We start from the raw sequence: 25,883 nt of genomic DNA, 5'->3' as shown, positions 1-25,883 counted from the left end.
TATGAGAGTACTTCACGTTGCGTACCAACAGCTTAAACGTTACGGAAAAACCCGTGTTAGCTGGGCAGAAAAACTGACGTTTGGTCTGATCAAAAATGATCATTATGTGAAGAACTACAGTGATCGTGACGTTGCCTCCAACGAAGCCTTCCTCAAGATTCGAGATCTGGGCAAGAAAGCGGCCAATAAGCATCTGATCGATACGGTTGAAGCCTTTGATCCGGACCTGATCATTGCAGGCCACTGCGATATGATCACCAACGAAACACTGGCCCAGATCAAGCGCAGCAACCCAAACCTCGTTATCGCCCACTGCAATAATGACCCTTTGTTTGTGCCCTCCAATGTTGAGCGCATTAAGCACCGAGCGGATGTGTGCGATGCTATTTTTGTATCCACAGGTCGCCGTGAGCTGTCCATTTTTGAAGGTTTAGGCGCCCGTTTGTACCACATGCCTAACCCCGTTGATCCATCCATCGAAACCTTGGACAACTCCATCAAAACCGACTTGGACATTGACCTTCTGTTCTGCAGCAACAGCAATGACTTTACTGAGCGCTTAGCCATGGTTGGCCGGATCAAAGAAGCGATCACCCCCGAGGTGAATTTCAAAACCTTTGGCAGCTTTGGCGAAGCCCCTGTATGGGGACGCGATTACGATAACGCATTAGCGCGCACAAAGATGGGGTTAAATCTTAATCGCCAAGAGGGTATGTATTGGTACTCATCTGCCCGTATGGCCCAGCTGGCGGGCAGCGGCATATTGCAATTCACCCACGAATCTCCTCGCTTTGATACCTTATTACCCGATGAAAGCGTGGTGTATTTTAAGGATGAAGAGGACCTTCAAAGCAAGATTTTAGATTTCCACCGTGATGATTCTAAACGTCGCTACTGGGCGCAAAGGGCTCGCCAATTCTTCCATCAAGAGATGAACTCTAAGCTGTACGCGCAGTACATCGTCGAAGCGTCAACCCAAACAGCGTTCTCGCATGACTATGTTTGGGCCCAAGATATCCACTTGGATGGCCGCTTAAAATGAGCCTAGCGCTGTCCAAAGAAGCCCCTTTTGCGCGTGGTGGGAATCGGCTGTGCTTTATTCATCCGGAATACCCAGACCGCTGCATCAAAGTTCGCCGCCCCGACTTTACACTGGAGCAACTGCGTAAGAAAAAAGGCTTTCCAAAGACCTTAAAGCCGTTAAGCAGCTTTGATGACAACCTTGAAGAGCATCGTGTGTTAAGCGAGTTTCACACCCACCGAGGCGAAGCTGCCTTTTCAGTGGTGAGCGAATGCTTCGGGTTTATTGAAACCGACCTTGGCAAAGGTTTGGTTTCTAAACTGATACGTGACGCACAGGGCAATGTGTCCCACACGTTAAAACAGTATCTTTGGGATCACGGGTACACCGATGAATGCCAACAGGCCGTCAGTCAATTTGCCAAGCACTGGGTTGAGCTGGCCCTCCCCTCTCGGGATTTGCTGCTGCACAACATTGTGGTGCAGTTGGATGAGCAAGGGGCGATTGTCGGCTTATTTATTATAGATGGATTAGGCAGCCCTAATTTCTTCCCATACTGGTGGCTCCCTAAATCCACACAGCGAAAAAAGGCGCAAAAGCGCATCGATAACTTACACACTCGTATTCAGGATCTTCTAGCCCTTCGAGGCTCCGATACCTTTCCTGGTTACCATGGACTGTTGTTACACGACGGTTTGGATACACAAGGCAAGACATAATGACCGCACCGATTCGCGTTGCTCAGATTTTGGCCGGAGCCGCTCAAGGCGGCGCTGAGAACTTCTTTGTTCGGTTAGTTTCTAGTTTAAACGAACAAGACGCGTTGGCCGTTAAAGCCTTTATCCGAAACCACGAGCACCGGGTCAATACACTGCGGGGCAATGGAGTCGAAACGCAAGGGTTCACCTTTGGCGGCCCTATCGACTTATTAGGCGCTTACCAATACCGACGCGCATTAAAGGCTTTCGAACCAGAGATCGTGATGACATGGATGAGCCGTGCCAGTGGCAGCACGTCTAACTCCAAAAAATACATCTTGGTCAATCGCCTTGGTCACTATTACAAACTCAAATACTACAACCACTCCGACTACTGGGTGGGGATCAGTAAAGGGATTTGCCAGCACATGATCGATGGCGGTTTTCCGAAAGACCGCATTGTGCACATTCCCAATTTTGCTGACGAAACACCGGTCGAACCACTCCCACGTGACAGCTTTGGCACCCCAACCGATGCGCCATTGATTCTGGCGGCAGGGCGTTTGCACGTTAATAAAGCCTTCGATACCTTACTACACGCCTTGGTGAAGATCCCTAAAGCAACGCTGTGGCTGGCAGGCTCAGGTCCTGAAGAGCAAAACCTGAAAAAACTGTGTAACACATTGGGGTTGGATCATCGTGTGCGTTTTCTAGGATGGCGGGATGATGTGACCACGTTAATGCGCACAGCAGATCTGTTTGTCTGCCCTTCACGCCACGAAGGCTTAGGCTCCATCGTGATGGAATCGTGGGCGCACCAATGCCCGATCGTTGCTACCAACTCTCAGGGGCCAGGAGAGCTGATCACCAGCGGTGAAACCGGCATCATCACACCCATTGATGATGCCAGCGCGCTAGCAAAAGCGGTTAACGACGTATTAGCCAGTGATGATTTGAAAGCCCATTTGACCGAACAGGCCTTTGCGCTTTATCAAAGCCACTACTCGAAACAAACCGTCACCGAACAGTACGTGGATTTTTATCAGCGCATTGCACGCTGATCAATCGATTGGCCTTACACCCAACCGAGTGAACGCACATAGGCCGCCACTCGGTCTGCTTCGGCAAGCCCACCCAGCGAGTTCGCCTGAGTGTTTTTTGATGCTAGGGTGAATACCCGCCCCTCAGCTTTTAGCTGTTGAACACCGTCAACCACACGCCCGCCACCTTGGTTCGCCAACGCTAATAACCCGACCTGACAGCCCGCCGTCAAGGCTTCATAAATCATGGAAACGCTGTCCTCTGATACCCAACATTGATCAGCTTTCCCTAACTGCTCGGGCAACCACCCAGCATCCGTTTGTGTGTGCGGAATCACCGAGATGTTTAGGTTCGCTTGAGCGAGCGTAGTCAAAAACGTATCTGGCGTTCGGCGCGAGGTCGTCAAAACCCAGTGATGCGGCTGATCGCTCATCGAGTCATCCTGAACCATCTGCTTCAACTGATTCACTACGCTTATATCGTCCCATTGATGGTGCTTAGAAGGGCCACCGATCAAAATCAGTCCAAAATCAGGCTGTTTAAGACCTGGCTGAATGCGGTTCATAACGCCCTGCGTTGCCATAACATTTGACTTTTCAACCGGGTGGTCGTGCTGTGGAACGACACACAGATCGAACAACCCCATCGGTAATGATGGCTTCATGCAGATCAGGGTTTTGGCCCTTTGTTGCCGACCTCTAAGCCATACCGTTAGGTGGGTTCTGTGCCCAGCACCGATCACTATCGCGTAAGTGAGCGCGGATTCGCTTGGCTTTTTCAGTTTACACAGCAATGCCATCACATCGGAAAAAGCTAAGGGGGCTTCGATATCAAACTCAATACTGGGGTCCAATCGCTGCAGGGCTTCAACCAAGCCCAAGCTTTGGTTTTGATGCCCAGGCTTACCGTCACTGATGATCAGGATGCGCTTTCGAGCATTAGGATGTGGCATATCAGCAACCCTAGGTCGTTCAATCAAGGTATGGATAATACGTGATCTTCTCATAGCACCAAACGTATGGGTCAAAAAAAGAAACGATATTTTTCCAACCTAGCACGTAAGGGCAATTCACATTTTCGGTCAGGCTGATTACAATTTAAGCGTCTGAGTCCTTCCTGTGTTTCTTACCCGTCTTTATCTTTGAGTCTGGGGTCCGCGACTGAACGGCTCATCTTATTCGTCATTTTGAATGTCAGAGGGTTTTCGCATGGCTGCGTTTGGTACAGTTTTTATGCCTGAAATGGCAATTTCGTGGTTTGATGGTTCAAGCTGGAGTCCAGCTGAGATGGTGCCAAGCGACAGCATTACTCTGCACCCAGGTGCGCACGTCTTACACTACTCAAGCACCTGTTTTGAAGGTTTAAAAGCGTTTCGTCACGAAGACGGCAGCGTCAAAATCTTCCGTATGGATAAAAACTTAGCGCGTTTGGCGCAAAGTGCTCGCTTACTGGCGCTGCCTGACATCGATCAGGATCAAACCCGCCAGATGATCATCGATACGGTTAAGCGTTTTGAGAAAGACGTTCCAGAAGCGCCGGGCTCTTTATACATTCGTCCTACCCTGTTCGGTACAGAGCCTGCCATCGGTAAAGCGGCGGCTCCGTCTCAAACGGCTTGTCAGTACGTTCTGGTATCACCGGTGGGTGATTACTTTGCCGGCGGCGTATCAGCGCTTCGCGTATTGATCGAAGACGATGGCGCACGTTGTGCTCCGCACATGGGTATGATCAAAAGCGGCGGTAACTACGCCAGCGCTTTGCTGCCCATCATGAAAGCACGTGCAGAGTTCCAAGCCGACCAAATCTTGTTCTGCCCAGGCGGTGATGTACAAGAAACGGGCGCGGCTAACTTCTTGCTGATCGATGGCGATGAGATCATCACCAAAGGCTTGGACGAGAGCTTCCTACACGGTGTCACACGTGACTCCATTCTTACACTGGCAAAATCCATGGGCATGACCGTATCTGAGCGTGATATCACTGTGGACGAACTGCTTGAGCGGGCCGCTAAACCCAACTGCGAAGCGGCGCTGTCCGGTACCGCAGCGGTACTGACACCGGTGGGCACCTTTATCTATCAAGGCAAAGAGATCGCCATCGGTAACGGCGGTGTTGGTGAAACCACACTGAAGCTTCGTAAAGCGCTAAACGACATCCAGTGGGGTCGCACAGAAGACTCTTTCGGCTGGCTGACCAACGTTTAACAACGCAGCCTTCGATATTAAAAAAGCCAGCGCATCATCGCTGGCTTTTTTGTGCTTAATCCTCGTCAGTATTCAGTGCCATCAAATCCTGCCAAATGTGCTGAATCTCGGCTCGGACCTCCTGCACTTCGGCATCGGCCAGTAAGGTGGTTTGCGCTTGCATGCTGGAGCGATGCCCCATCGCACGGTAATGCTTATAGGTTTCGCGCAGCGTATCTGCAATGCCGGGTTCGATGATGCACTCCGCCTCAAGCGCATCCAAAATCCGGATGTTATCGGAGTAGGTGACCAAGGACTCATGCCCGTGCGCGTAAGCCAACACCATGTACTGCACCATAAACTCAATATCGACGATGCCGCCTGCGTCCTGCTTGATATCGAAGACACCTTCTTCGGCATCTTTTGAAGATGAGCCTAGATGATTGCGCATTTTTTCGCGCATCTCGATCACCTCTTTACGAAGGGTGTCATGATCACGGTGCGTCATCAAAATATCAGCACGCAACTCATTAAAGGCTTGCGTAAGTTCAGTATCCCCAGCGACCACACGAGCACGCACCAAGGCTTGATGCTCCCAGGTCCAGGCATCTTTTTGTTGATACTCTTTAAACGCAGACAAAGAGCTGACCAGCAAACCGGAGTTCCCTGATGGACGCAATCTCATGTCAACTTCGTAAAGCTGCCCACCGGAGGTAAAGGTATTCAGGATGTGGATCATACGCTGACCTAAACGGGTAAAGAAGACCGAATTCGGTATCGATTTCTCGCCTTGCGTCACGCGATCGGGTTCGCAATTGTGGATGAACACCAGATCCAAATCAGACCCGTAAGACAGCTCAATACCACCGAGCTTACCGTATCCGACCACGATAAAATTAGGGTTCGCTAACACCCCTTCTTGGTACTGTGGATAACCGTTTTTCTCCACCATTATGCGCCATGCTACATCCAAGACGCTGTCCAGAATCACCTCGGCCAACCATGTTAGGTAATCCGATACCTTCATCAAAGGTAAGACGCCTGTGATGTCGGCCGCAGCCACTTTCAAAAGGTGAGCACTTTTGAAATACCGTAGCGCCTCCATGATTTGCTCAATGTCCTCTTCAGGGATGCGAAGGAGTTGCTGACGAAGATCATCTTGCAGGGCTTGTTTGTCCGGTGGGCTGTATAAAGTACGAGGGTCAATCAGCTCATCCAACAGAACCGGTTTAGTTGCCAACTGCTCAGCAAACCAAGCACTGCTTGAACACAGCTTCACCAGCTGCTGAAGCGCACCTGGGTTTTCATTGAGCAGCACCAAGTAAGCAGAGCGTCGAAGAACTGCTTGGATGAGCTGAAAAACACGCTCCAAGGTTTGGGTCGCATTACTGACCTTACCGACCTCCTCAAGTAAGCTTGGAAGCAAGCGTTTAAGGCGATCTAAACCGCTGGCCTGCATCATCTGAACGGTTCTGGATTGATGCAGATCGCGGATTTGGCGATACGCAAGCTCAGGATCATCATACCCGCACTCATGAAGCCAGTTGTGTGCTTCCTCTTCGCTCAGCGCCTCGCTCCAGAGCATAAGCCACTCTTGATCGTTGGAGTGATCTTGTGTCTCCTGCTTAGCAGGCTCAATCACTTGCTCAAACTGTGCTCGCACATTATTCCGATGTTGGGTCAGAGCCGAGGTAAAGCCACTCCAATCCACAAATCCCATACTGAAAGCGATGCGCGCCTGATTCAGCTCATCGCTTGGCAACATTTGGGTTTGTTTATCCGCAATGGCCTGAATGGCGTGCTCCGCATTCCGCAAAAAGACGTACGCATCGTTTAACTCGGCGACGTCCTCCTCGGTCATATCGGAGCAATCAGGCAAAAGGGGCAAAATCGTTTGTAAGCTGCGCTGTTGAAGACGTGTGTCACGTCCGCCTCGAATCAATTGAAACGCTTGCGCGATGAACTCAACCTCACGAATACCACCTGGACCTAGCTTAACGTTCGCTTCCATGCCCTTGCGTCGAACCTCGCGATTGATCATCTCCTTCATTTCGCGCAGCGATTCAAACGCGCTGTAATCTAGGTATTTTCGATACACAAAGGGGCGCAGTTCTTGAAGCAGCGACTGACCGGCCTCTTTGTCGCCCGCGACAATTCGGGCTTTGATCATGGCATAGCGCTCCCATTCTCGGCCTTGATCTTGGTAATACATTTCCATCGCAGCAAAGCTGATCGCCAGCGGGCTGGCCGAGCCAAACGGGCGCAATCGCATATCCACCCTAAAGACAAAGCCATCACTGTTGAGTGTATCCAGCGCATGAATCAAACGCTGCCCAAGCCGAATAAAGAATTCTTGGTTATCCAAAGAGCGGCGCGCGCCCTCTGTTTTACCTTTCTCTTGAAAGGTAAACATCAAATCAATGTCGGATGAGAGGTTCAACTCGTAGGCGCCCAATTTCCCCATACCGATAACCACCATGCGTTGAGCGGTTTTCTCACCGGTAATGGGGTCCTCTCCCATCGGGGTCCCAAAGCGCTCGGTCAGCTGGTCGTAAAGATTGTTTAATGCGCCATCGATCAGCGCATCCGCCATCCAGCTAAGCTCCCGAACGGTTTGTTCCATGGAGCCCACACGCAAAAGATCTCGCCATATAATGCGGATCATCCACTGATTACGCAGCGTGCGGAGTGCCGTCATTAAAGGCGCTTCCTCTTTGATCCCTTCTAGCGCCTTAGCCACCGACTGATGTACATCCGCTTCTTGCCAGTCGACCTCAAATGCATGCTCAGTAACGATCGTTTGTAGCCAGTCGGGATGTCGCTCGCACTGTTCAACCACAAAGTCACTGCCAAGGCCTACTTGGATGATCGCGTCTTTAGACAGAAGCGCCGATTGCATAGAAGCATCGTCTAAGGTGAGCCATATAGGCTCCATCCGCTCCCAAACACGTTCAGCCAACGCTGATAATGTATTCGGTACGGGGGTTAATTGAAGGCTCATCCTTATTCTCCTTACATGCTCTCAAAGCAAACAAACACTTACCGTCAAGTGTAGCACCGCTTAACCGCGCGTCGCCTGCGCCTGATCAAATAGCCGATAACCGCGCTCCGCTTTCGAGACATCTGACGGGCTAAGACTGCTTAGCGCTTGCATCAACTGTGATTTCAAATCCAAAAGCGCCTCAACAGATCCTTTTTTTAACTCCAATTCCAACTCAAGAATCGGGTCTTTATAAACATTTTCAATGGAATGTTTATCCTCATAAGAGACCTCTCCCTGATCCAAAACCAACTCGATCAGCGCATCACCCTTTTCAACATTCCAAGTGGAACGTTCAAAATCAGTGGTAAAAATGGGCATAATCTCATCCGCCAGTACCTCGGGTTTTAGCGCCTCTGGCCACTGAGCTTCGTTTAATTTTGAGAAATCCAGTGCGTTTTCGGGTAAATCCCACTCCCACTCACCGCGCTGATGCAAACCATTGACACTTTTACCTCGGGTTTTGACCGTCTGAATCCAGCGGTTTCCCTGCTTTCGGATGCGTAAAGCGACTTTGTGCTGAGTCAGCTGCAAATCAGGGGTGTCGAAGTACACATTTAAAAGCGTTTGCTTACCCACAAACTCACTGCCTTTCAAACAGTTAAGCGTAGCTAGGGCGACCGCATCGCGTTCGTTGATCAAAAGCTTAAGTTCGGTTTCCAAAGCCATTTATACATTCCAACAAAAATGTTAAATAAAAAAGTTTCAAAATTTTGGCAAAAACATGACATTTTGGTGATATTTTGACTACTCAGGAGCGGCTACGCTCTTTATACTTGCGCGCAACTCAATCCTAAACGGGCTTAGGTTATGATTACCAACAATCCGATCATGCAAATGTTTGCACGCTCTCCTTTTAAACCGATGCAGGAACACATCGAGAAAGCACAAGCATGCGCTGAGCAACTGACCCCTTTCTTCAATGCCGTAATGGCGGATGATTGGGCAAAGGCCGAAACCATCCAACATGATATCGCTGTGCTGGAAGGTGAAGCCGATCGATTGAAAAAGGATGTTCGCCAAAACCTACCTAACAGTATCTTTCTTCCTGTTCCGCGTACAGATCTACTCGAACTGCTGCGCATGCAGGACAAAATTGCCAACCGCGCCAAAGACATTGCGGGGGTAATGTTAGGCCGTAAGATGCCAATCCCGGCACAAGTCCAGAGCATTATGCTGAAATTCGTAGAATCGGCACTGGCGACCTCCCGCCAAGCGGTCGAAGCGCTTCAAGAACTCGACGAGTTGGTCAGTACTGGATTCCGAGGCCGCGAAGTTGAAGTGGTCGAAAAAATGCTGATCGAACTGGATCGCTTGGAACACAAAAACGACGAATACGAACGCACCATTCGTGCTGCGCTGTTTGCGATCGAACGGGATATGTACCCGATCGATGCGATGTTCTTATATCAAGTCATCAGCGGGATCGGCGACTTAGCCGACCGTGCTCAACAGGTAGGCAGCCGCCTACAACTGCTTCTGGCTCGTTAATCAACTCTGATCTAAAGGCATTATCATGGATATTGTGGCCCAGTACGGCGACATCATCGTCATACTTGCGTGTATTTTTGGTTTCTTCATGGCCTGGGGTGTGGGCGCAAACGATGTAGCAAACGCGATGGGAACATCCGTTGGTTCAAAAGCGCTGACCCTAAAACAAGCGATCATCATCGCTATTCTTTTTGAATTCGCTGGTGCTTATTTAGCCGGTGGCGCGGTGACCTCTACCATTCGTAAAGGCATCATCGACCCAGGTATTCTTTCGGGTTCACCTGACCTACTCGTCTTCGGCATGATGGCCTCATTATTGGCCGCGGGTATTTGGTTGCTGGTGGCAACGCACTTTGGCTGGCCAGTATCAACGACTCACTCAATCGTCGGTGCGATTGTTGGCTTTGCAGCGGTAGGCATTTCAGCGGACGCGGTTAACTGGGGTAAAGTCTCCAGTATCGTCGCCAGCTGGGTCGTATCGCCCGTCACGGCCGGCATAATCGCTTTCTTTATATTCCGAAGCGTTCAAAAGCTCATATTGGATACGCAAGATCCGTTTGCAAACTCCAAAAAGTACGTGCCTGTGTACATCTTTATGGTGGGCTTCATCATCTCGATGGTGACCTTCACTAAAGGCTTAAAACACATTGGCCTGCACTTAAGCTTTGCCCAAAGCGCGATGATCTCTGTATTGATTGGTGCCATTATCATGAGCTTAGGCATCTTGATGCTGCGTAAGATCAAGGTGGATAAAGAAGCCGATAAGGATTACCACTTTGCCAGCGTAGAGAAAGTGTTCGGCGTCCTGATGATGTTCACAGCGTGCGCCATGGCCTTTGCTCACGGCTCTAACGACGTAGCCAACGCGGTTGGTCCTCTGGCGGCCATTGTCGGTGTTGTTGCTTCCGGCGGTGAAGTGGTTCAGAAATCTGCCATGCCCTCTTGGATTCTGCTTTTAGGCGGTGCCGGTATCGTAGCAGGCTTGATCATGTACGGTCATAAAGTCATCGCCACCGTCGGTAACAACATCACTGAACTTACGCCAAGCCGTGGTTTTGCAGCAACACTAGCTGCCGCCAGCACTGTTGTGGTTGCATCCGGTACAGGCTTACCGATCTCCACCACTCACACCTTGGTGGGTGCGGTATTAGGTGTGGGGATTGCCCGCGGCCTTGCAGCACTTAACCTTCGTGTTGTGGGTACAATCTTTGTTTCTTGGATTGTTACCCTGCCTGCAGGTGCCTTATTAGCGATCATGTTCTTCTTTATGTTTAAAGGCATGTTCTCTTAATCAAACAGCGCTCGACGGCCTATTCGAAAGCCTGCACAATAGAGAAAACTTTGTGCGGGCTTTTTTGTATGTCAAACACAGTGCCGTCTTTACTGGAGATGATCCACCAACTGGTTGCAACACCCTCTGTCAGCTGTACGCTGGACGACTGGGATATGAGCAACCGTCCGGTCATCGACTTACTCGCCAACTGGCTTAACGAGCTCGGCTTTGAAGTCGAAGTGCTGCCGGTACCCGGTTACGCCGGTAAATATAACTTGATCGCAACGCTCGGTAGCGGCTCGGGCGGACTAATCTTGTCCGGTCATACCGATACCGTGCCCTATAATGTCGAGAAATGGCAGAGTGACCCGTTCAAAATCACAGAACGGAACGACAAGCTATACGGCCTTGGCACCTGTGATATGAAGGCGTTTTTTGCACTCGCCATCGAAGCCTCACGCGCCTATTTGCAAACCCCGCTAAAAGCCCCGCTTATTTTATTGGCGACCGCCGATGAAGAGAGCTCGATGTCAGGCGCTCAAGCCTTAGCGGCCGCGGGCAAACCCAAAGCGCGATACGCCGTGATTGGTGAGCCGACAGGCCTTAAGCCAATTCGCATGCACAAAGGGATCATGATGGAGGGGATTAAAGTCACAGGCAAAGCAGGCCACTCCTCCAACCCAGCACTTGGTGTTAACGCCATGGAAGGGATGCATCGTGTGTTAAGTGAATTGATCCAATACCGTGGTGAGCTGCAAAACCGCTATCAAAACGCATCGTTTGCGGTCAGCGTCCCAACCCTGAACCTTGGCTGCATTCATGGAGGCGATAACCCTAACCGCATCTGCGGGCAATGTGAGCTTGAATACGATTTGCGCCCACTGCCTGGCATGGATATGGACGCCCTTCGTGAAGATATCCAAGCGCGCATGAAACCGATTGCTTTAGAGCTTGGCGTTGATATTGAATGCGGGCCGATTTTTACCGGCGTCCCATCCTTTGAAACCCCAGCGGAAGCCGAGCTTGTTCAAACCGCCGAGCGACTCACTGGCCATCCATCCCAAGCTGTCGCCTTTGCTACCGAAGCGCCGTTTTTATCTGGCATGGGTATTGAAACCTTAGTGATGGGCCCTGGCAGCATTGATCAAGCCCACCAGCCGGATGAATATTTAGCGCTGGATCAGATTAAACCCACTGTAGAATTATTATCTCAATTGATTGAGCGCTACTGCGTCCGCGCAAAGGCCTGATCACTGAGACGACAAGAGGAAACACCGTGACCGACTCGGCCACTGATTATGTAAACTGGTTTCGCCACTCATCACCTTACATCAATGCCCACCGTGGTAAGACCTTTGTAGTGATGATAGGCGGTGAGGCCATTGCCGACCCTAATTTTGTCAACATCATTCATGACATCGCCCTAATGAACAGCTTAGGGATACGTTTGGTCTTGGTGCATGGTGCACGCCCTCAAATTGAAGAGCGTTTGGCCGAACGCGGCCTCGAAACCCGCTTACACCATGATATGCGCATTACCGACAGTGACTCTTTGCAGTGCGTCATTGAATCAATCGGCAGTATTCGCACCCTGTTTGAATCAAAGCTTTCCATGGGGTTGATTAACACGCCGATGCACGGTGCCGAGATTCATGTCATCTCGGGCAACTACATTACAGGCCGCCCAGTGGGCATCTATGAAGGAGTGGATTTGTGCCACACCGGTGAAGTGCGCCGCATCGACCACACCGGCATTCGCCAACAGCTCAATCAAGGCAATATCGTTCTGTTATCGAACCTAGGTTTTTCACCCACCGGAGAGGTCTTTAACCTATCGGTCGAAGAGGTTGCCTCACAAACGGCCATTGCTTTGGGCGCTGATAAACTGATCCTTTTTGGTGGTGAGAAAGGGATCATGGACAGCCGTGGCGAAGTGCGCTCTGAGCTTCTGGCCAAAACCGCTGAACGATTCTTAAACCAACACATGCTGCATCAAGATGACCCAGAGGAAGCGCATTCCGAGATCTCCAAACTGCTGTACATGGCCACCTTAGCCTGCAGCGGCGGCGTGCCTCGCTGTCATCTGATCAGCTACAAAGAGGATGGCGCTCTGCTTGCCGAGCTCTATTCACGCGATGGCTCTGGCACCATGGTGATAAAAGAGTCCTACGAGCAGGTCCGTCAGGCTTCCATCGCCGATGTGGGCGGTATCATTGAGCTGATCAAGCCCCTCGAAGAGAAAGGCATTCTTGTGCGTCGCTCCCGCGAGCTTTTGGAGGCAGAGATCGAGCAGTTCTTTGTGGTTGAACGCGATGGCGCCATCATTGGTTGTGCCGCGCTTTACGCCTACGAAGAGAGCAACATGGCCGAGCTTGCCTGCGTTGCGATTGCTAAAGCCTACCAAGGGGGTGATCGAGCCGAGATGCTGTTGAAAGCGATTGAGGATCAAGCCAAAGAGATCGGGATTAAGTCGTTGTTTGTCTTAACCACGCGTACGGCGCACTGGTTCATTGAGCACGGCTTTAGCGAAATCCCTGTGGATCGCTTACCGAGTAAGAAACAAGCCTTGTACAACTTCCAACGCAACTCGAAAGTCTTTGCCAAACCGCTTTAATGGCCTATTCAAGGCTTACCGCTGATCAATTCAGCGGTAAGCTGATCTTAAAGCGGGCACCACCGAGTGAGGACTCGCTTACTTCTAACTGTCCATCATAGCTACTTAAGATATCCACAGCCACAGCCAGACCAATACCCTGCCCCGGCGCCGATGAGGTATCAGCACGTGCGCCCCGCTGAAGAATCACATGACGCATCTCAGGTGAAACCCCAGGGCCATCGTCTTCCAGATCCATGATGACGCACTCCTCCTCTTTGACCACAGAAACGCGGACTTTGGAGTGACAGTACTTAAACGCATTTTCCAACAGATTACCCAGCATCTCCATCATGTCCCGCTCATCGGCACCAAACAGGGCACTTTCGTCCAACAGAAGGATGCAGTCGACGTTTTTCTCTCGGTATACCTTGGACAAGGCACTGGTGATGCGTTGAATCATAGGCGCTAGCGGATTCGCATGGGCAATGGCGGCTGTTTGACTGCGCACTGCGCGTGCCAGCTGATACTGCACAATTTGATCCATCCGACGGATCTGCTCATCCACTACGGCGCGATAGCCATCGTAGCTAAGGTGCTCACTGCCCGCCCCACGGATCACAGCCAAAGGCGTTTTAAGGCTGTGGGCCAAATCCCCCAAGGTGTTGCGATAGCGCTCACGCTGGTTTCGCTCGCTGTGCAGCAGATGATTCAGACTGTCGGTGACGCCTTGCACCTCATCCGGGTACTGACCAGCCAACCGAGCGGCCTCGCCCTGCTCGATGGAGTGCAAATCCTCGACTAAGCGACCCAACGGTTTAAGCCCCCAGCGGGTCACAAACATCTGGAGGATCAATGCCAAAATCGTCACGGCAAATAACCAGCCCCACAGGTGCGTGCGGTAGTTATTCAGCTGATTTTTGAGTGTACCGCTGGGCTCTAAGAGCGAGAAAAGATAACGCCGCACCACACCATCGGTTTCCCATTGAACCGGGTATTGGTACAGGTAGAAGTTATCTTCTTCTAAGTATTCAAAGCGTGTTTGTCCGGTTTTGACCGCCTTCGCAAAAAGCTGATCGCGTATATGATCACTTAAATATTTTGCCGAGGGTGACTGCCACTGGAGTTGGCCTAATTGGGTGTGAATAAACGCATAGCCGTAGCCATCACTTGGCATCGACAAATATTGTGGCACATCAATCTTATTATCCCGGTAGCGGACTTCGCCAATCATGATGTACACCTGTAGGCGCATACGATCTTCCAACGAGGTGCGCAAACTGTAGGCGTACGCGTTTTGCAACGCGTAGCCAGCAATACCAATAATGACCGGCAACAAACAAAACGAAGCGATTAATAAACGGGATTTAAGGGATCGTGGGCGATAGCGTCCTGCTATTTTCATCTACTGCTGCCCCGCGGCCTTCGTCGTTACGACGAAGGCATATCAAAGCGATAACCCAAACCACGTACCGTGGTGATGGGGTTTAAGGTCTGTTCTGGGTCCAATTTCTGACGCAGACGACGAATAAAGACTTCCAGTACGTTAGAATCGCGGTCAAAGTCTTGGTGGTACAAGTGCTCGGTGAGTTCGGCTTTAGAGACGGTTTTACCGGCATTGAGCATCAGATACTCAAGTGTACGGTACTCATAGCTGGTGAGTTTGATCGGCTTATTATCGAACGCCACAACACGACCAATGGTGTCTAAGCTCAGTGGGCCAAACTCCAGTACAGGCTTGGCATGACCGGCCGCACGACGCAACAGCGCGTTAAGACGTGCAGACATCTCTTCGATGTGAAAAGGCTTAACCAGATAATCATCAGCACCGGCTTCTAGGCCTTCAACCTTGTCCTGCCAGTCGCTTCGCGCCGTCAGGATCAAAATCGGGAAGTTGCGATCTTCCGAGCGCCAGCGACGAATCAGCTCAACACCGGATAACGAGGGTAACCCTAAATCGACAATCGCCACATCATAGGAAAATTCAGACCCTAGGTAGAGCGCCTCTTGGCCGTCCGCGGTTTCTTCTACGGTGTAACCTCGTGACTCCAGTCCACTGACCAGTTGACGACGCAAATCCGCATCATCCTCAACGACCAACAGCTTCATTTTCGCTCCTATTATTAAGCCAGTTTGTTACGAGGTTTTAGGCACCTAGATACTGGTTTTCACTTATACCTTAAATCACAGAAAGATCAACCGTTTAGCGGTCAAAGCCGCGCAATGTTTGATCTAAACAGGTAATGCATTATACGCAAGCGCCGTTCAAAAACGAAATGCAGTGTTCTACGTTATACAGGAATGATTGCTCATGAAATAGCCCTTTGCATTAGATGCCTATCCTAAGGATCTGATATACTTTTCGGCTCTTTTAACGCACCGAGGATCACTGTCGATGCCCGTTTATCGTTCTAAAACCTCTACAGCCGGCCGTAATATGGCTGGGGCTCGTGCGCTTTGGCGTGCTACTGGAATGAAAGATGAGGACTTTCATAAACCGATCATCGCAGTTGCGAACTCCTTCACTCAGTTCGTGCCTGGCCATGTTCATTTAAAGGACATGGGACAACTGGTCGCCCGTGAAATTGAAAAAGCCGGCGGCGTTGCGAAAGAATTTAATACCATTGCGGTCGATGACGGCATCGCGATGGGCCACGACGGGATGCTCTACTCCTTGCCATCCCGCGATATCATTGCTGACTCTGTTGAATACATGGTCAACGCCCACTGCGCGGACGCGTTAGTGTGCATCTCCAACTGTGACAAAATCACACCGGGGATGCTGATGGCTGCAATGCGCCTGAACATTCCTGTTATCTTTGTATCTGGCGGCCCTATGGAAGCGGGTAAAACCAAGTTGTCTGAGCACAAGCTCGACCTCGTTGATGCGATGGTAATCGCAGCCGACGATACCGCTTCCGACGAGAAAGTAGCAGAATACGAACGCTCTGCGTGCCCAACCTGCGGCTCTTGCTCTGGTATGTTCACCGCAAACTCCATGAACTGCCTAACCGAAGCCCTTGGCTTATCCTTACCGGGTAACGGCACAACCTTAGCAACGCACAGCGACCGCCGTCGTCTGTTCGAAGAAGCGGGTAGCCGTATTGTTGAAATGGCCAAGGACTACTACGAGAACGACAACCAGAACATGCTGCCGCGCGTCATTGGTGGCTTTAAAGCGTTTGAGAACGCGATGACTCTGGATATCTCAATGGGTGGTTCGACCAACACCATTCTGCACTTACTGGCGATTGCCCGAGAAGCCGAAGTGGACTTCACCATGAAGGACATCGACCGCTTATCGCACACGGCACCTCAGCTGTGTAAAGTGGCGCCAAACTCACCGAAATACCACATCGAAGATGTGCACCGTGCCGGTGGTATCTTTGGTATCTTGGGCGAGCTGGATCGCGCCGGTAAACTGCACACCGACGTGCCAACTGTCCACAGTGCCACTATGGCAGAAGCGCTGGATAAGTGGGACATCATGCGTAACAACGCTGAAGAGGTCGCCGAGTTTTATCGCGCAGGCCCTGCAGGCATCCCAACGCAAACCGCGTTCAGCCAATCCACTCGCTGGCCGACACTGGATGGCGACCGTGAAAACGGCTGCATCCGCTCACTTGAGCATGCTTTCTCGCTTGAAGGCGGTCTGGCCGTGCTGTATGGCAACATTGCACTGGATGGCTGTGTGGTTAAGACCGCAGGCGTGGATGACTCCATTCTGGTCTTTGAAGGTAACGCTCACGTAACCGAATCCCAAGATGAAGCGGTTGCAAACATTTTGGCTGATAAAGTCAAAGCCGGTGACATCGTTATCGTTCGTTATGAAGGCCCGAAAGGCGGCCCTGGTATGCAAGAGATGCTTTACCCGACCTCTTACATCAAATCCAAAGGCCTAGGTAAAGATTGCGCCCTGCTGACTGACGGTCGTTTCTCTGGTGGTACTTCCGGTTTGTCGATCGGTCACGTTTCGCCAGAGGCCGCTGCAGGCGGAGCGATTGGCTTGGTTCAAAATGGCGATAAGATCCGTATCGACATCCCAAACCGAACCATCAACCTGCTTATAACAGATGAAGAGCTTGCGCACCGTCGCGCTACGATGGAAGCCAAGGGCAAAGATGCTTGGAAGCCGGTGGAAGATCGTCCACGTAAAGTGTCCGCCGCCTTAAAAGCGTATGCGCTTTTGGCCACTTCGGCGGATAAAGGCGCGGTTCGCGACCTAAGCAAACTCGATTGATCATGGTGTGCTCATAAAGCGCATTGATGCTCATAGAAAACGCGCTAGGTGACCCTTAGCGCGTTTTTTTGCACCCGGACTAGGGAGTCAGTACTTGAGAGATCAAGCGTATTGCAAGCACCGTCAGTACGGCTTTAAATAAAAGATCAAAGCGCTCGCTTGATAAGCGGTTCAGCACTTTCAACCCAAGCCAAGTGCCTAACGCGCCACTGACAATCATCGCACTGACCACGAACCACCATTCCCAAAAAGAGATGCCAAGCGCTAAAAACACGCCAACTTTGAGTAAATGTTGCAGCACCATGCACGATGAGAATGTCGCAACAATATTGGTTTTCTCAAGCCCTTGTTGACGAATGATCGACGCCACCAGCGGCCCCGTCGCACCAACAAAAGCCGATACAAAAGTTGTGATCGCGCCAGCGGCATTCAAACCGAACGCCGAGAGTTTCAAACCACCCGGGGAGGGCCCCCACACAAGAAAGAGAATAAACCCACCGACAGTGAGCTTGAGAAGATCCAACGGCAGTTGCACCACAAAGAAGGCAGCCACTACAGCGCCTATTACAGCACCGAACATAAAGCGACGTGCCACAGACCACTGAATGTGCTCGCGGGTCATATAAGCGCGATTAAAGTTGGACCCCAGCTGCACCAAACCATGTATCGGAATCAGTGCCGAAAGCGGAACAATCTGAGCCATAAAGGCTAAGAGTAAAAGCCCACCACCAATGCCCACCGCGGCGGTGAGCATGGACGTAAAACCACTTAGCAGAATCAGAAACGCAGCATCAAGACTCGACAGACTCGATGGAAGTAAACTTAGGCTCAAGCGCGAAATCCTCCTTGATCACCTCGATCAACTGGTCAAAACCGACTGGCTTGCTGAACAGATAACCCTGACCCACATCGCACTGGTGCTCTTCAAGGAAGGAGCGCTGAACCTCGGTCTCGATCCCTTCAGCAACCACACTCAAGCTCAGACGATGCGCCATCGAGATGATGGCCGCGGTGATCTCCATATCATCCAAATGATCGGGTATGTCTTTAATGAATTCCCGATCGACTTTGAGTACGTTAATCGGCAGTGTTTTCAGGTAGTTAAACGAGGAATAACCGATACCAAAGTCATCAATCGCAATACTGACGCCCATCGACTGGAGCTCCTTAAGCGTCGTGATGGCAGCAGAAATATCTTGCATCAATAAGGATTCGGTAATCTCAACCTCTAACCAACCTGACTTAATATCATACTCTTCAATAAAGCCTTGTATCATATGTAAAAGGTCGGGGTCACGGAACTGACGCGAAGAGAGGTTAACGGCGACACGAAGGTTATACCCCATCTCGTGATTCAGCGCCCGAAGCGCATAACAGGCCTCGGCAAAGACCCAACGCCCCAGCGTGATGATAAAGCCGGTCTCTTCCGCAACGGAGATAAAGTGACTCGGTGCAATGGTACCCAGTTCTGGGTGCTCCCAACGAAGCAAAGCTTCAACACTGATGATGTCACCGGTTTTAAGATCAATCTGCGGCTGATAGACCATTTTAAATTGCTGGCTATCGAGCGCTTTAGGCATCTCACGCGAGTAACGTAGATAGGTTTGTAATTGCTCGTGCAGGTTTTCGGTAAACTGATGGAATTGGTTGCGACCCAGCTCTTTCGCTTGGTACATCGCAAGGTCCGCGTGTTTAAGAAGAATTTCGGAGCTGGTCCCATCTTTTGGCAAACACGCCATCCCCAAACTGGTACTGATTTGCAGCTCGTGATCCTTAATCATGTACGGTCGAGATATCGCCTGCAGGATGTTATTGGCCACCTCCTGAACACGCTCGAAACTCTCGATGGGGTGCATCAAGATCGCAAACTCATCGCCGCCTAACCGGGCCGCAACATCATCGTCACGCAGTACATCCATTAGACGCTGCGCCACCTGAATCAATAGCTGATCACCGACGTTGTGGCCTTGGGTATCGTTAATCGTTTTAAAGTGATCCAAATCCAATAGCATCACGACCGCTGGGTCATCAGGACGCGCGATATCGATCAGCTCGGACAAATGCCTAAAGAAGAATCGACGATTCGGAAGACCCGTTAACTCATCGTACAGCGCCAATCGCTCCATCTTAGCATGCGCATCTTTGAGCTCGCTGACATCCTCCGATACGATCACAAAGTGGGTTAACTCATCGTATTCGTTATGGATTGGCGAAATCGACACCAAGGACCAGAAGCTATCCCCCTCTTTACAGCCACTTTGAAGCTCGCCACGCCAGTGCTGGCCATCTAGGATGCGTCGCCACAGCGCTTCGTGACGCTCGGCTGGCAAGAATTTTCGACTTAAAAGCTCAGGCTGTTTACCGATCACCTCATCCAAACGGTAGCCCGTTGAGTCGGTAAACTTAGGGTTAACATACTCAATCGCCCCAACCGAGTTGATGATCATTACGCTGGAACCACTGTAGGTAATGGCACTCGATAACTGCTGCAAGGAGGATTGAATCAACTTGCGCTCAGTAATGTCTTGGCAGGTTCCGGTCACCCGAACGACTTTGCCATGATCATCAAAATAGGGGTAACACATCAGATGGACATGGCGCGTGCCATCATCCGAACTGATACGAAAATCAATATCCAAAGGACGTTTGCTGATCAGCACACGCTTAAATTGCGCAACAAGGTTCGGCTTATCCGCAGGGGATACTCGATGGAAAAACGCCTCGACCGACTGTGGTTCATCGCCTAGGGGCTCCAAAATGCTTTTTAGACTGCGCGAGCACCAAAAGCTCTCGTTATCCGCTTGCCACTCCCAGCAACCTAAGCGGGCAATCTCATGCGACTCTTCAAGACGCTCCTCAACCCGGCGGTAGCGCTCGTTTTGCTCTTCGAGCTGCTGACGCTGAAAGCCAAGCGAATCCGATAGCTGTCGAAAGGACATCGACATGGGCTTTAACACCCACCGCTTTACACCAATCAACACCACGGCGACCACAAACAGCATGGCCAAAATCACCGCCACTTCCATCACACGAATCGATGGCAACACTTGTTGGCGGACATCCGCAAGCCATAAGGTGGCTCGTAATCGAAAGCGGGTTTCGGGGATGGGTTCGAACAGAATTAAGCGATCATCCAACTCACGCCGGTGAACCAATTCAGACCCTGAGACAGGCGCCCACTCGACGTGAATCTGTGTTTGATGTTGTGGATCATCCACCACCAACACCTCCTCACCGATCAACTTTTTGACCTGTTCAGCGTCTAGAAACTTGACCAGATCTTGCATCAACAAGGTGATCGACTTCTCGTTCGCGTTCATCTGCTTTTGCACGGCGTTTGGCAGCCATAGCCACTCTATAGCCGCCAAAAACAAAACGCTCAACAGCGACAGTGTGACAATAAGCGAGGGAACTACCCGTTTCATGCGAGTCCTACAACCTAATAATTCGGTGACAACAGGATCTGATCATGCTGATCATAACGTTTTTCAGCCTCCCTGCAATGACGCATACACGCTATCAGACCAGTTGAGACTGTGGCGATAAGCCACTTCGTAATGTGACTTAGGTAACATTCCTGACAGCGCATCAAACTGACCACGCTCGTACGCGATCACATCTTTCAGGATTTGTCCCATGTTGCCTTCATGGGTTAACAAGGCGTTTTTAATCTCATCTTCCAACGAGATATCTTGGAGCAGTTCGGCCAATGGCTGATCCAGCAACGCATCTATTTGCGACAGCAAGCCCACAATAAAGTAGTTCATAGGGTCTTGGTAATCCAAAATGGACGCCATCAACTCGCACATACGCCCTCGAATCAATAGGCTGCGCGTCATCGAGTTAGGTTTACCATCGTTGGCTGTGACCAAAAACAGCATGACCCAACGACGCATTTGATCGATCCCCAACAGGGTAATCGCATGGGACAGCGAAGAGATCTTACGCCCAGGCCCCATCGCTGCAGAATTCACCACCTTAAGGATTTTATAAGTCAGCGCAGGGTCGTTGATCGCCACTTGTTCAAGAGAAGCCCCAGTGGCCTCCTCACGGTTGAGCTCTGTCAAAAGCTGCATCAAGACAATCTTATTACCGCGTACCTTTCGCCCTTTCACAGGCTCTGGGTGACTTAAAAAGTAACCTTGATAGAACTGAAAGCCGAGCTCCAAACATTGTCGGAACTGCTCTTTGGTTTCGACTTTATCGGCTTGAAGGTCCAACTGGAAAGGCTTTAGCACCTGAATGATCGAGGGCAAACGATCCATACCTAACGCTTGGATATCCAGTTTAACGATATTCACCAAGTTCAGAAGCGGGCGAAATCGCGAGTCATCCGGGTCATAATCGGATAACACGATACGATAGCCTCGACGAACCAGCTCAGATACTTTTTCAACCAACTCATTACTAATAACCGATCGCCCCAGCAACTCAAGAGTAAAGTGGTTCGGGGGCAAAGGGGGTAACTGGTCAGTCAGCAGAATTTTATCAGTCACCTTTAGATAGCACGGTAACCGACGTGTTTCAGCGCCCACAGTAAGGCTGGCATAGCTGTTCGTAACGACATCCAGCGTTGCCATTTCGTCGGTAATATTGGACAAATTCTGTCCACGAAACAGCAAAGCAAAGGCAACGATGTCCTGGTTCTTGGAGTAGATTGGCTGACGAGCCATCAACACATCCAATGGGCTCTCGTCACTGAGAATGTCAGATAACGCTTTCACACGAATCCCCTTTTGTAGTGTACACAGTAGATATCGACTGCATGATTAAAAGATTAAGCTGAGGTACAGTGGATTCACGCAACCATCAACTACTGTCTTTTTTAAGCGTCACTCACAAGGAGATTCCATGACTCAACAAGGCAGCACCGGCAATGTTATCGCCGCTTTGTGCAATGTTTTCTTTCCTGGTTTAGGCCATTTGATTCAGGGCCGTTTTCTGAGGGCGATCTTCTACTTTGTGATCGTTGGCGTATGCTATTTCTTCTACATACTGATCGTTCCAGCCATCATTGGCGCGATTTTCCACCTGATCTGCATCATCAGTGCCGCACGCTATCGCCCAGACGTATGAATTTTACACAAAGGTGAACTCAAACTGAACACAACGTCTGACCCAATCATTCAAAGTTCGCAAGACCAAGCGAACGAACACGCACGGTCTGTTGACTATAAGCTAGTCCACTTATACGAAGATCGCAAAAAAGGATTACAAATAAAAGACTTAAAGGAGTGGCGCGCCTGGAGGGATTCGAACCCCCGACCAACAGGATCGGAACCTGCTACTCTATCCAGCTGAGCTACAGGCGCTAAACGAGCGTTTTCAGGGCGCTAATCATACGTAGCTTACCCTCGTTTGCCAAGTCGAAATCACCAACACATCTCATAAGCAAAGCCAGCCTCTTTACCGACATTACGTTGATAACTGACGATTTTTTGCGCTAAGACAAGGTTCCTGTGATTAATCAAAGCCCAAGCATCAAACCCTCTTCTTTTGTAGGGCTTCTTCCTCGATACTGACTGCATCTAACAATAACCGTGCGAGAAGCGCGGACCGTGAATTAACCGTGGTGAGGTCTATTGTGAAGCTATTTGCATCCATCGCATCCATTGTGGGCGTTTTAGGGTTGTGTACAGCGTTGAATGTTGGTGCAGCATCGACGGCGGAAGAACGTATCATTGAACGCATTCAACCGGCAGGAAAGGTGTGCCTTGAAGGGGACGAGACCTGCGGTGCGGCCGCTGCGCCAAGCGTTGCTGCAGGCGGTGCTCGCTCAGGTGAAGATGTGTATAACGCCTCGTGTGCAGCGTGTCACAGCACAGGCGTTGCCGGCGCGCCAAAATTTGGCACACAAGAGTGGGCAGAACGAGGCACCAAAGGGCTGGATAGTTTGCTTGCAACCGCTATCTCGGGCATCAACGCTATGCCACCACGCGGCACTTGCGCGAACTGCTCGGACGATGAGCTTCAAGCGGCCATCGAGTTTATGGTCAACAGCGCTCAATAATGCGTTAACAAGGGGCACTTTAAGGTGCCCTGTTCATTAAAGATCGTCGAACATATTCCTTAAGCTGTTCAGTGTCGCGCGACCACGGGCTTTGTTCAGTTCTGGGTCTTTTTCGGCGCCGCCCTCAATCGATAAATCCTCGGGCGGAAGCTCATCCAAAAAGCGACTCGGTGTACAATCAAGCAACTCACCAAACTGCTTACGCTGACGAGCCAGCGTCATGGTTAAAGTTTTTTTCGCACGCGTGATGCCCACATAGGCGAGACGACGCTCCTCTTCGATATCACCGCTCTCTATGCTGTTGCGGTGCGGCAGAAGCTCCTCCTCCATGCCCATCAGGTACACATGCGGGAACTCCAACCCTTTTGAAGCGTGCAATGTCATCAACTGAACGCGATTGGAGTCATCTTCCTCTTCCTGACGGTCGAGCATATCGATCAAGATCAAACGTGCGATCGCCTCTTCAATGCCCGCATCAGGGTCGTCCTCTTGAAGGCGCTCCAGAGTGCTTCGCAGAGAATCGATCAAGAAGTAAACGTTTTGAATCCGTTTTTCGCCCATCGCCTCGCTGGAGCTGTTTTGATAGATCCAGCCTTCATAGTCGATGTCTTGGATCAATTCTTTGATCGCTTGGATCGGATCACCTTCGTAACACAGGCGGTATTTTTGGTGCAGCCAATGGGTGAAGCGTCTCAGCTTTTCCACCGCGGCAGGCTTCAACGCTTGTTCTATACCGACCTCGTTACAGGCATCAAACAAACTGACGTTCCGTTCGGTCGCGTATTCCCCAAGTGCTTGAAGGGTTGTCGGCCCTATTTCGCGGCGTGGCAAGTTGATGATCCGCAAAAAGGCATTGTCGTCATCGCGGTTAACCAAAACCTTCAGGTAGCACATCAAATCTTTGATCTCGGCCCGCGAGAAGAAAGAGGTGCCGCCCGAGAGTTTATAAGGCACCTGATACGCTTGAAGCTTGACCTCCAAGAGCCTCGACTGGAAATTGCCTCGGTATAAAATGGCAAAGTCCTTAAACGGAATGCGATTACGCAGGTGAAGATCGAGTATTTCAGTCGCGATCCGCTCACACTCGGCGTCTTCGTTGCGGGTGTGTACCACGCGCAGCTCATCGCCAAGGCCCATCTCACTCCACAGCGTTTTTTCAAACACGTGAGGGTTGTTCGCAATCAAGGTGTTCGCAGCCTTAAGGATGCGACTCGTGGAGCGGTAGTTTTGCTCAAGCTTAACCACCTTCAAGCTTGGAAAATCCACCTGAAGCTGCTCCAGGTTTTCCGGACGCGCCCCTCGCCATGCGTAAATGGACTGATCATCGTCACCTACGACGGTCAGCGCTCCGCGATGCCCGACCAATTGTCGCACCAGCTTGTACTGACTCAGGTTGGTATCTTGATACTCATCCACCAGCAGGTAGCGAATCCGATTTTGCCAGCGCTCCAGCACATCAGGGTGCTCTTCAAATAAGCGCACCGGCGTCCAGATCAGATCATCAAAATCCACTGCGTTGTACGCCTTAAGGAGGTCGTTATAAGCTTTGTAAGCGCGCGAGGCGAGGATATCTTCAGGCCCTTCGGCGGTTTGCTCCGCCTGTTTGGGCGTGATCATCTCGTTTTTCCAATGCGAGATTCGATACCGGATAAAATCCACCTGCTCGGTATCCTCGTCGTGGTGCATCAGCAAATCTTTGATGACGGCTTTGCTATCGAGATCATCGAAGATTGAAAAACCGGGCTTGTAGCCCAGCTTTTTGTGCTCACGACGGATGATGTTCATCCCTAAGTTATGGAAGGTCGAGACCGTAAGCCCTTGTGATTTACCGTTCAGCAGCGAGGTGACACGCTCTTTCATCTCGCGCGCGGCTTTATTGGTAAAGGTCACCGCCGCAATATGGCGTGCTTCAATCCCACAGGTGTTGACCAGATAGGCGATCTTTCGCGTGATCACACTGGTTTTACCCGAGCCTGCGCCCGCTAAGACCAATAAAGGACCGCTGATGTACTGTACCGCCTCTTTTTGACGGGGATTAAGTTGACTCATTCACTAAAACCAGAAAAAACGCAGTTAAAACACAAGTTTGACGACACCACTGTTCGTGAGTAGAGTGGTTAGATTGGCAGTCCGACAAGTATATACGATTTGGCATTTCGGCGTCCTAACCGACAGTTAAACAAGGCCTCTTTTTTTCATGCGTTACTCTTTATCGTATCCGATAAAACTACTGGTGTACTGTGCTTCAGCCGAGTCACGATATTTGTTAAGCGCTTACGCCAAGCATCCTCAC

20 protein-coding genes and 1 tRNA gene are annotated in these 25,883 nt (G+C 50.7%); 11 read left to right on the top strand and 10 right to left on the bottom strand.

The annotated features are described in order from the left end of the window. Position 1: 1 nt before the first annotated feature. From ACXAF9_RS09115 to ACXAF9_RS09105, 3 genes are read left to right on the top strand one after another with little or no spacing between them, the layout of a single operon-like run. Complete coding sequence (locus tag ACXAF9_RS09115; protein WP_475073155.1) at positions 2 to 1,042, top strand: glycosyltransferase family protein; 1,041 nt, start codon at positions 2 to 4, stop codon at positions 1,040 to 1,042. Beyond that, positions 1,039 to 1,740 (top strand): YrbL family protein, encoded by a 702-nt coding sequence (locus tag ACXAF9_RS09110; protein WP_475073152.1) that lies wholly within the window; start codon positions 1,039 to 1,041, stop codon positions 1,738 to 1,740. The genes ACXAF9_RS09115 and ACXAF9_RS09110 overlap by 4 nt, the downstream gene beginning before the upstream one ends. After that, on the top strand, positions 1,740 to 2,780 hold the full coding sequence (locus tag ACXAF9_RS09105) for a glycosyltransferase (RefSeq protein ID WP_475073150.1): 1,041 nt from the start codon (positions 1,740 to 1,742) through the stop codon (positions 2,778 to 2,780). The genes ACXAF9_RS09110 and ACXAF9_RS09105 overlap by 1 nt, the downstream gene beginning before the upstream one ends. Positions 2,781 to 2,794: 14 nt before the next feature. Here ACXAF9_RS09105 and ACXAF9_RS09100 read toward each other — a convergent pair whose 3' ends face one another. Continuing rightward, positions 2,795 to 3,712 (bottom strand): mitochondrial fission ELM1 family protein, encoded by a 918-nt coding sequence (locus ACXAF9_RS09100; protein WP_475073147.1) that lies wholly within the window; start codon positions 3,710 to 3,712, stop codon positions 2,795 to 2,797. Between the two features lie 256 nt (positions 3,713 to 3,968). Between ACXAF9_RS09100 and ACXAF9_RS09095 the strand changes: the two genes are divergently transcribed. Continuing rightward, positions 3,969 to 4,964 carry a branched-chain amino acid aminotransferase gene (locus tag ACXAF9_RS09095; RefSeq protein ID WP_475073145.1) on the top strand — a complete coding sequence of 332 codons (996 nt, stop codon included), beginning with the start codon at positions 3,969 to 3,971 and terminating at the stop codon, positions 4,962 to 4,964. 55 nt (positions 4,965 to 5,019) lie between these two features. Here the strand turns inward: ACXAF9_RS09095 and glnE are convergent, their stop codons facing one another. Next, positions 5,020 to 7,944: a bifunctional [glutamate--ammonia ligase]-adenylyl-L-tyrosine phosphorylase/[glutamate--ammonia-ligase] adenylyltransferase gene (gene glnE / locus ACXAF9_RS09090; RefSeq protein ID WP_475073143.1), complete on the bottom strand. Its 2,925-nt coding sequence runs from the start codon at positions 7,942 to 7,944 to the stop codon at positions 5,020 to 5,022. Between the two features lie 60 nt (positions 7,945 to 8,004). After that, positions 8,005 to 8,652: a CYTH domain-containing protein gene (locus ACXAF9_RS09085; RefSeq protein ID WP_475073141.1), complete on the bottom strand. Its 648-nt coding sequence runs from the start codon at positions 8,650 to 8,652 to the stop codon at positions 8,005 to 8,007. Positions 8,653 to 8,793: 141 nt separating this feature from the next. Here ACXAF9_RS09085 and ACXAF9_RS09080 point away from each other — a divergent pair, with 141 nt between their 5' ends. From ACXAF9_RS09080 to argA, 4 genes are all read left to right on the top strand, one after another. Further along, positions 8,794 to 9,474: a TIGR00153 family protein gene (locus ACXAF9_RS09080; RefSeq protein ID WP_475073139.1), complete on the top strand. Its 681-nt coding sequence runs from the start codon at positions 8,794 to 8,796 to the stop codon at positions 9,472 to 9,474. A gap of 25 nt (positions 9,475 to 9,499) precedes the next feature. Then, positions 9,500 to 10,765, top strand: coding sequence for an inorganic phosphate transporter (locus ACXAF9_RS09075; RefSeq protein WP_475073137.1), 1,266 nt, complete (start codon positions 9,500 to 9,502; stop codon positions 10,763 to 10,765). 68 nt (positions 10,766 to 10,833) lie between these two features. Further along, positions 10,834 to 11,997 (top strand): acetylornithine deacetylase, encoded by a 1,164-nt coding sequence (argE, locus tag ACXAF9_RS09070; RefSeq protein ID WP_475073136.1) that lies wholly within the window; start codon positions 10,834 to 10,836, stop codon positions 11,995 to 11,997. A 26-nt stretch (positions 11,998 to 12,023) separates the two neighbouring features. Further along, complete coding sequence (gene argA / locus ACXAF9_RS09065) at positions 12,024 to 13,361, top strand: amino-acid N-acetyltransferase (RefSeq protein WP_475073133.1); 1,338 nt, start codon at positions 12,024 to 12,026, stop codon at positions 13,359 to 13,361. A 25-nt stretch (positions 13,362 to 13,386) separates the two neighbouring features. Here argA and ACXAF9_RS09060 read toward each other — a convergent pair whose 3' ends face one another. Further along, positions 13,387 to 14,745: an ATP-binding protein gene (locus ACXAF9_RS09060; protein WP_475073131.1), complete on the bottom strand. Its 1,359-nt coding sequence runs from the start codon at positions 14,743 to 14,745 to the stop codon at positions 13,387 to 13,389. A 26-nt stretch (positions 14,746 to 14,771) separates the two neighbouring features. Next, entirely contained in the window at positions 14,772 to 15,449 is a 678-nt protein-coding gene (locus ACXAF9_RS09055; protein ID WP_475073129.1) for a response regulator, read from the bottom strand. 286 nt (positions 15,450 to 15,735) lie between these two features. Here ACXAF9_RS09055 and ilvD point away from each other — a divergent pair, with 286 nt between their 5' ends. Further along, positions 15,736 to 17,580 (top strand): dihydroxy-acid dehydratase, encoded by a 1,845-nt coding sequence (ilvD, locus tag ACXAF9_RS09050; protein ID WP_475073127.1) that lies wholly within the window; start codon positions 15,736 to 15,738, stop codon positions 17,578 to 17,580. A gap of 79 nt (positions 17,581 to 17,659) precedes the next feature. On the opposite strand, the gene ACXAF9_RS09045 is transcribed toward ilvD, so the two are convergent. From ACXAF9_RS09045 to ACXAF9_RS09035, 3 genes are all read right to left on the bottom strand, one after another. Further along, a complete protein-coding gene (locus ACXAF9_RS09045; RefSeq protein ID WP_475073124.1) occupies positions 17,660 to 18,412 on the bottom strand; it encodes a sulfite exporter TauE/SafE family protein in 753 nt (250 codons plus the stop codon). Continuing rightward, positions 18,372 to 21,005 carry a putative bifunctional diguanylate cyclase/phosphodiesterase gene (locus ACXAF9_RS09040; RefSeq protein ID WP_475073122.1) on the bottom strand — a complete coding sequence of 878 codons (2,634 nt, stop codon included), beginning with the start codon at positions 21,003 to 21,005 and terminating at the stop codon, positions 18,372 to 18,374. The genes ACXAF9_RS09045 and ACXAF9_RS09040 overlap by 41 nt, the downstream gene beginning before the upstream one ends. A gap of 63 nt (positions 21,006 to 21,068) precedes the next feature. Next, positions 21,069 to 22,304 carry an EAL and HDOD domain-containing protein gene (locus tag ACXAF9_RS09035; RefSeq protein ID WP_475073120.1) on the bottom strand — a complete coding sequence of 412 codons (1,236 nt, stop codon included), beginning with the start codon at positions 22,302 to 22,304 and terminating at the stop codon, positions 21,069 to 21,071. 127 nt (positions 22,305 to 22,431) lie between these two features. On the opposite strand from ACXAF9_RS09035, the gene ACXAF9_RS09030 reads away from it, so the two are divergent. Then, positions 22,432 to 22,656 carry a hypothetical protein gene (locus ACXAF9_RS09030; RefSeq protein WP_475073118.1) on the top strand — a complete coding sequence of 75 codons (225 nt, stop codon included), beginning with the start codon at positions 22,432 to 22,434 and terminating at the stop codon, positions 22,654 to 22,656. A gap of 159 nt (positions 22,657 to 22,815) precedes the next feature. Here ACXAF9_RS09030 and ACXAF9_RS09025 read toward each other — a convergent pair. After that, positions 22,816 to 22,892 (bottom strand) — tRNA-Arg (locus tag ACXAF9_RS09025). A gap of 272 nt (positions 22,893 to 23,164) precedes the next feature. On the opposite strand from ACXAF9_RS09025, the gene ACXAF9_RS09020 reads away from it, so the two are divergent. Next, on the top strand, positions 23,165 to 23,590 hold the full coding sequence (locus ACXAF9_RS09020) for a c-type cytochrome (RefSeq protein ID WP_475073116.1): 426 nt from the start codon (positions 23,165 to 23,167) through the stop codon (positions 23,588 to 23,590). A gap of 36 nt (positions 23,591 to 23,626) precedes the next feature. Here ACXAF9_RS09020 and rep read toward each other — a convergent pair whose 3' ends face one another. Beyond that, on the bottom strand, positions 23,627 to 25,639 hold the full coding sequence (rep, locus tag ACXAF9_RS09015; RefSeq protein ID WP_475073114.1) for a DNA helicase Rep: 2,013 nt from the start codon (positions 25,637 to 25,639) through the stop codon (positions 23,627 to 23,629). Positions 25,640 to 25,883 lie beyond the last annotated feature (244 nt).

This window comes from Neptunomonas sp. ABH4_499 (assembly GCF_056160565.1).
Note: the sequence above shows the minus strand (reverse complement) of the source record. Positions and strands in the feature narration are given on the sequence as shown.

Excerpts from the sequence above, each read along its gene's own strand:
- ACXAF9_RS09075 (WP_475073137.1), top strand. The coding sequence starts at position 9,500 with ATGGATATTGTGGCCCAGTACGGCGACATCATCGTCATACTTGCGTGT.
- ACXAF9_RS09060 (WP_475073131.1), bottom strand. The coding sequence starts at position 14,745 with ATGAAAATAGCAGGACGCTATCGCCCACGATCCCTTAAATCCCGTTTA.
- ACXAF9_RS09105 (WP_475073150.1), top strand. The coding sequence starts at position 1,740 with ATGACCGCACCGATTCGCGTTGCTCAGATTTTGGCCGGAGCCGCTCAA.
- ACXAF9_RS09100 (WP_475073147.1), bottom strand. The coding sequence starts at position 3,712 with ATGCCACATCCTAATGCTCGAAAGCGCATCCTGATCATCAGTGACGGT.
- ACXAF9_RS09055 (WP_475073129.1), bottom strand. The coding sequence starts at position 15,449 with ATGAAGCTGTTGGTCGTTGAGGATGATGCGGATTTGCGTCGTCAACTG.
- ACXAF9_RS09085 (WP_475073141.1), bottom strand. The coding sequence starts at position 8,652 with ATGGCTTTGGAAACCGAACTTAAGCTTTTGATCAACGAACGCGATGCG.
- ACXAF9_RS09080 (WP_475073139.1), top strand. The coding sequence starts at position 8,794 with ATGATTACCAACAATCCGATCATGCAAATGTTTGCACGCTCTCCTTTT.
- ilvD (WP_475073127.1), top strand. The coding sequence starts at position 15,736 with ATGCCCGTTTATCGTTCTAAAACCTCTACAGCCGGCCGTAATATGGCT.
- ACXAF9_RS09115 (WP_475073155.1), top strand. The coding sequence starts at position 2 with ATGAGAGTACTTCACGTTGCGTACCAACAGCTTAAACGTTACGGAAAA.
- argE (WP_475073136.1), top strand. The coding sequence starts at position 10,834 with ATGTCAAACACAGTGCCGTCTTTACTGGAGATGATCCACCAACTGGTT.
- ACXAF9_RS09110 (WP_475073152.1), top strand. The coding sequence starts at position 1,039 with ATGAGCCTAGCGCTGTCCAAAGAAGCCCCTTTTGCGCGTGGTGGGAAT.
- ACXAF9_RS09040 (WP_475073122.1), bottom strand. The coding sequence starts at position 21,005 with ATGAAACGGGTAGTTCCCTCGCTTATTGTCACACTGTCGCTGTTGAGC.
- ACXAF9_RS09095 (WP_475073145.1), top strand. The coding sequence starts at position 3,969 with ATGGCTGCGTTTGGTACAGTTTTTATGCCTGAAATGGCAATTTCGTGG.
- ACXAF9_RS09030 (WP_475073118.1), top strand. The coding sequence starts at position 22,432 with ATGACTCAACAAGGCAGCACCGGCAATGTTATCGCCGCTTTGTGCAAT.
- glnE (WP_475073143.1), bottom strand. The coding sequence starts at position 7,944 with ATGAGCCTTCAATTAACCCCCGTACCGAATACATTATCAGCGTTGGCT.
- rep (WP_475073114.1), bottom strand. The coding sequence starts at position 25,639 with ATGAGTCAACTTAATCCCCGTCAAAAAGAGGCGGTACAGTACATCAGC.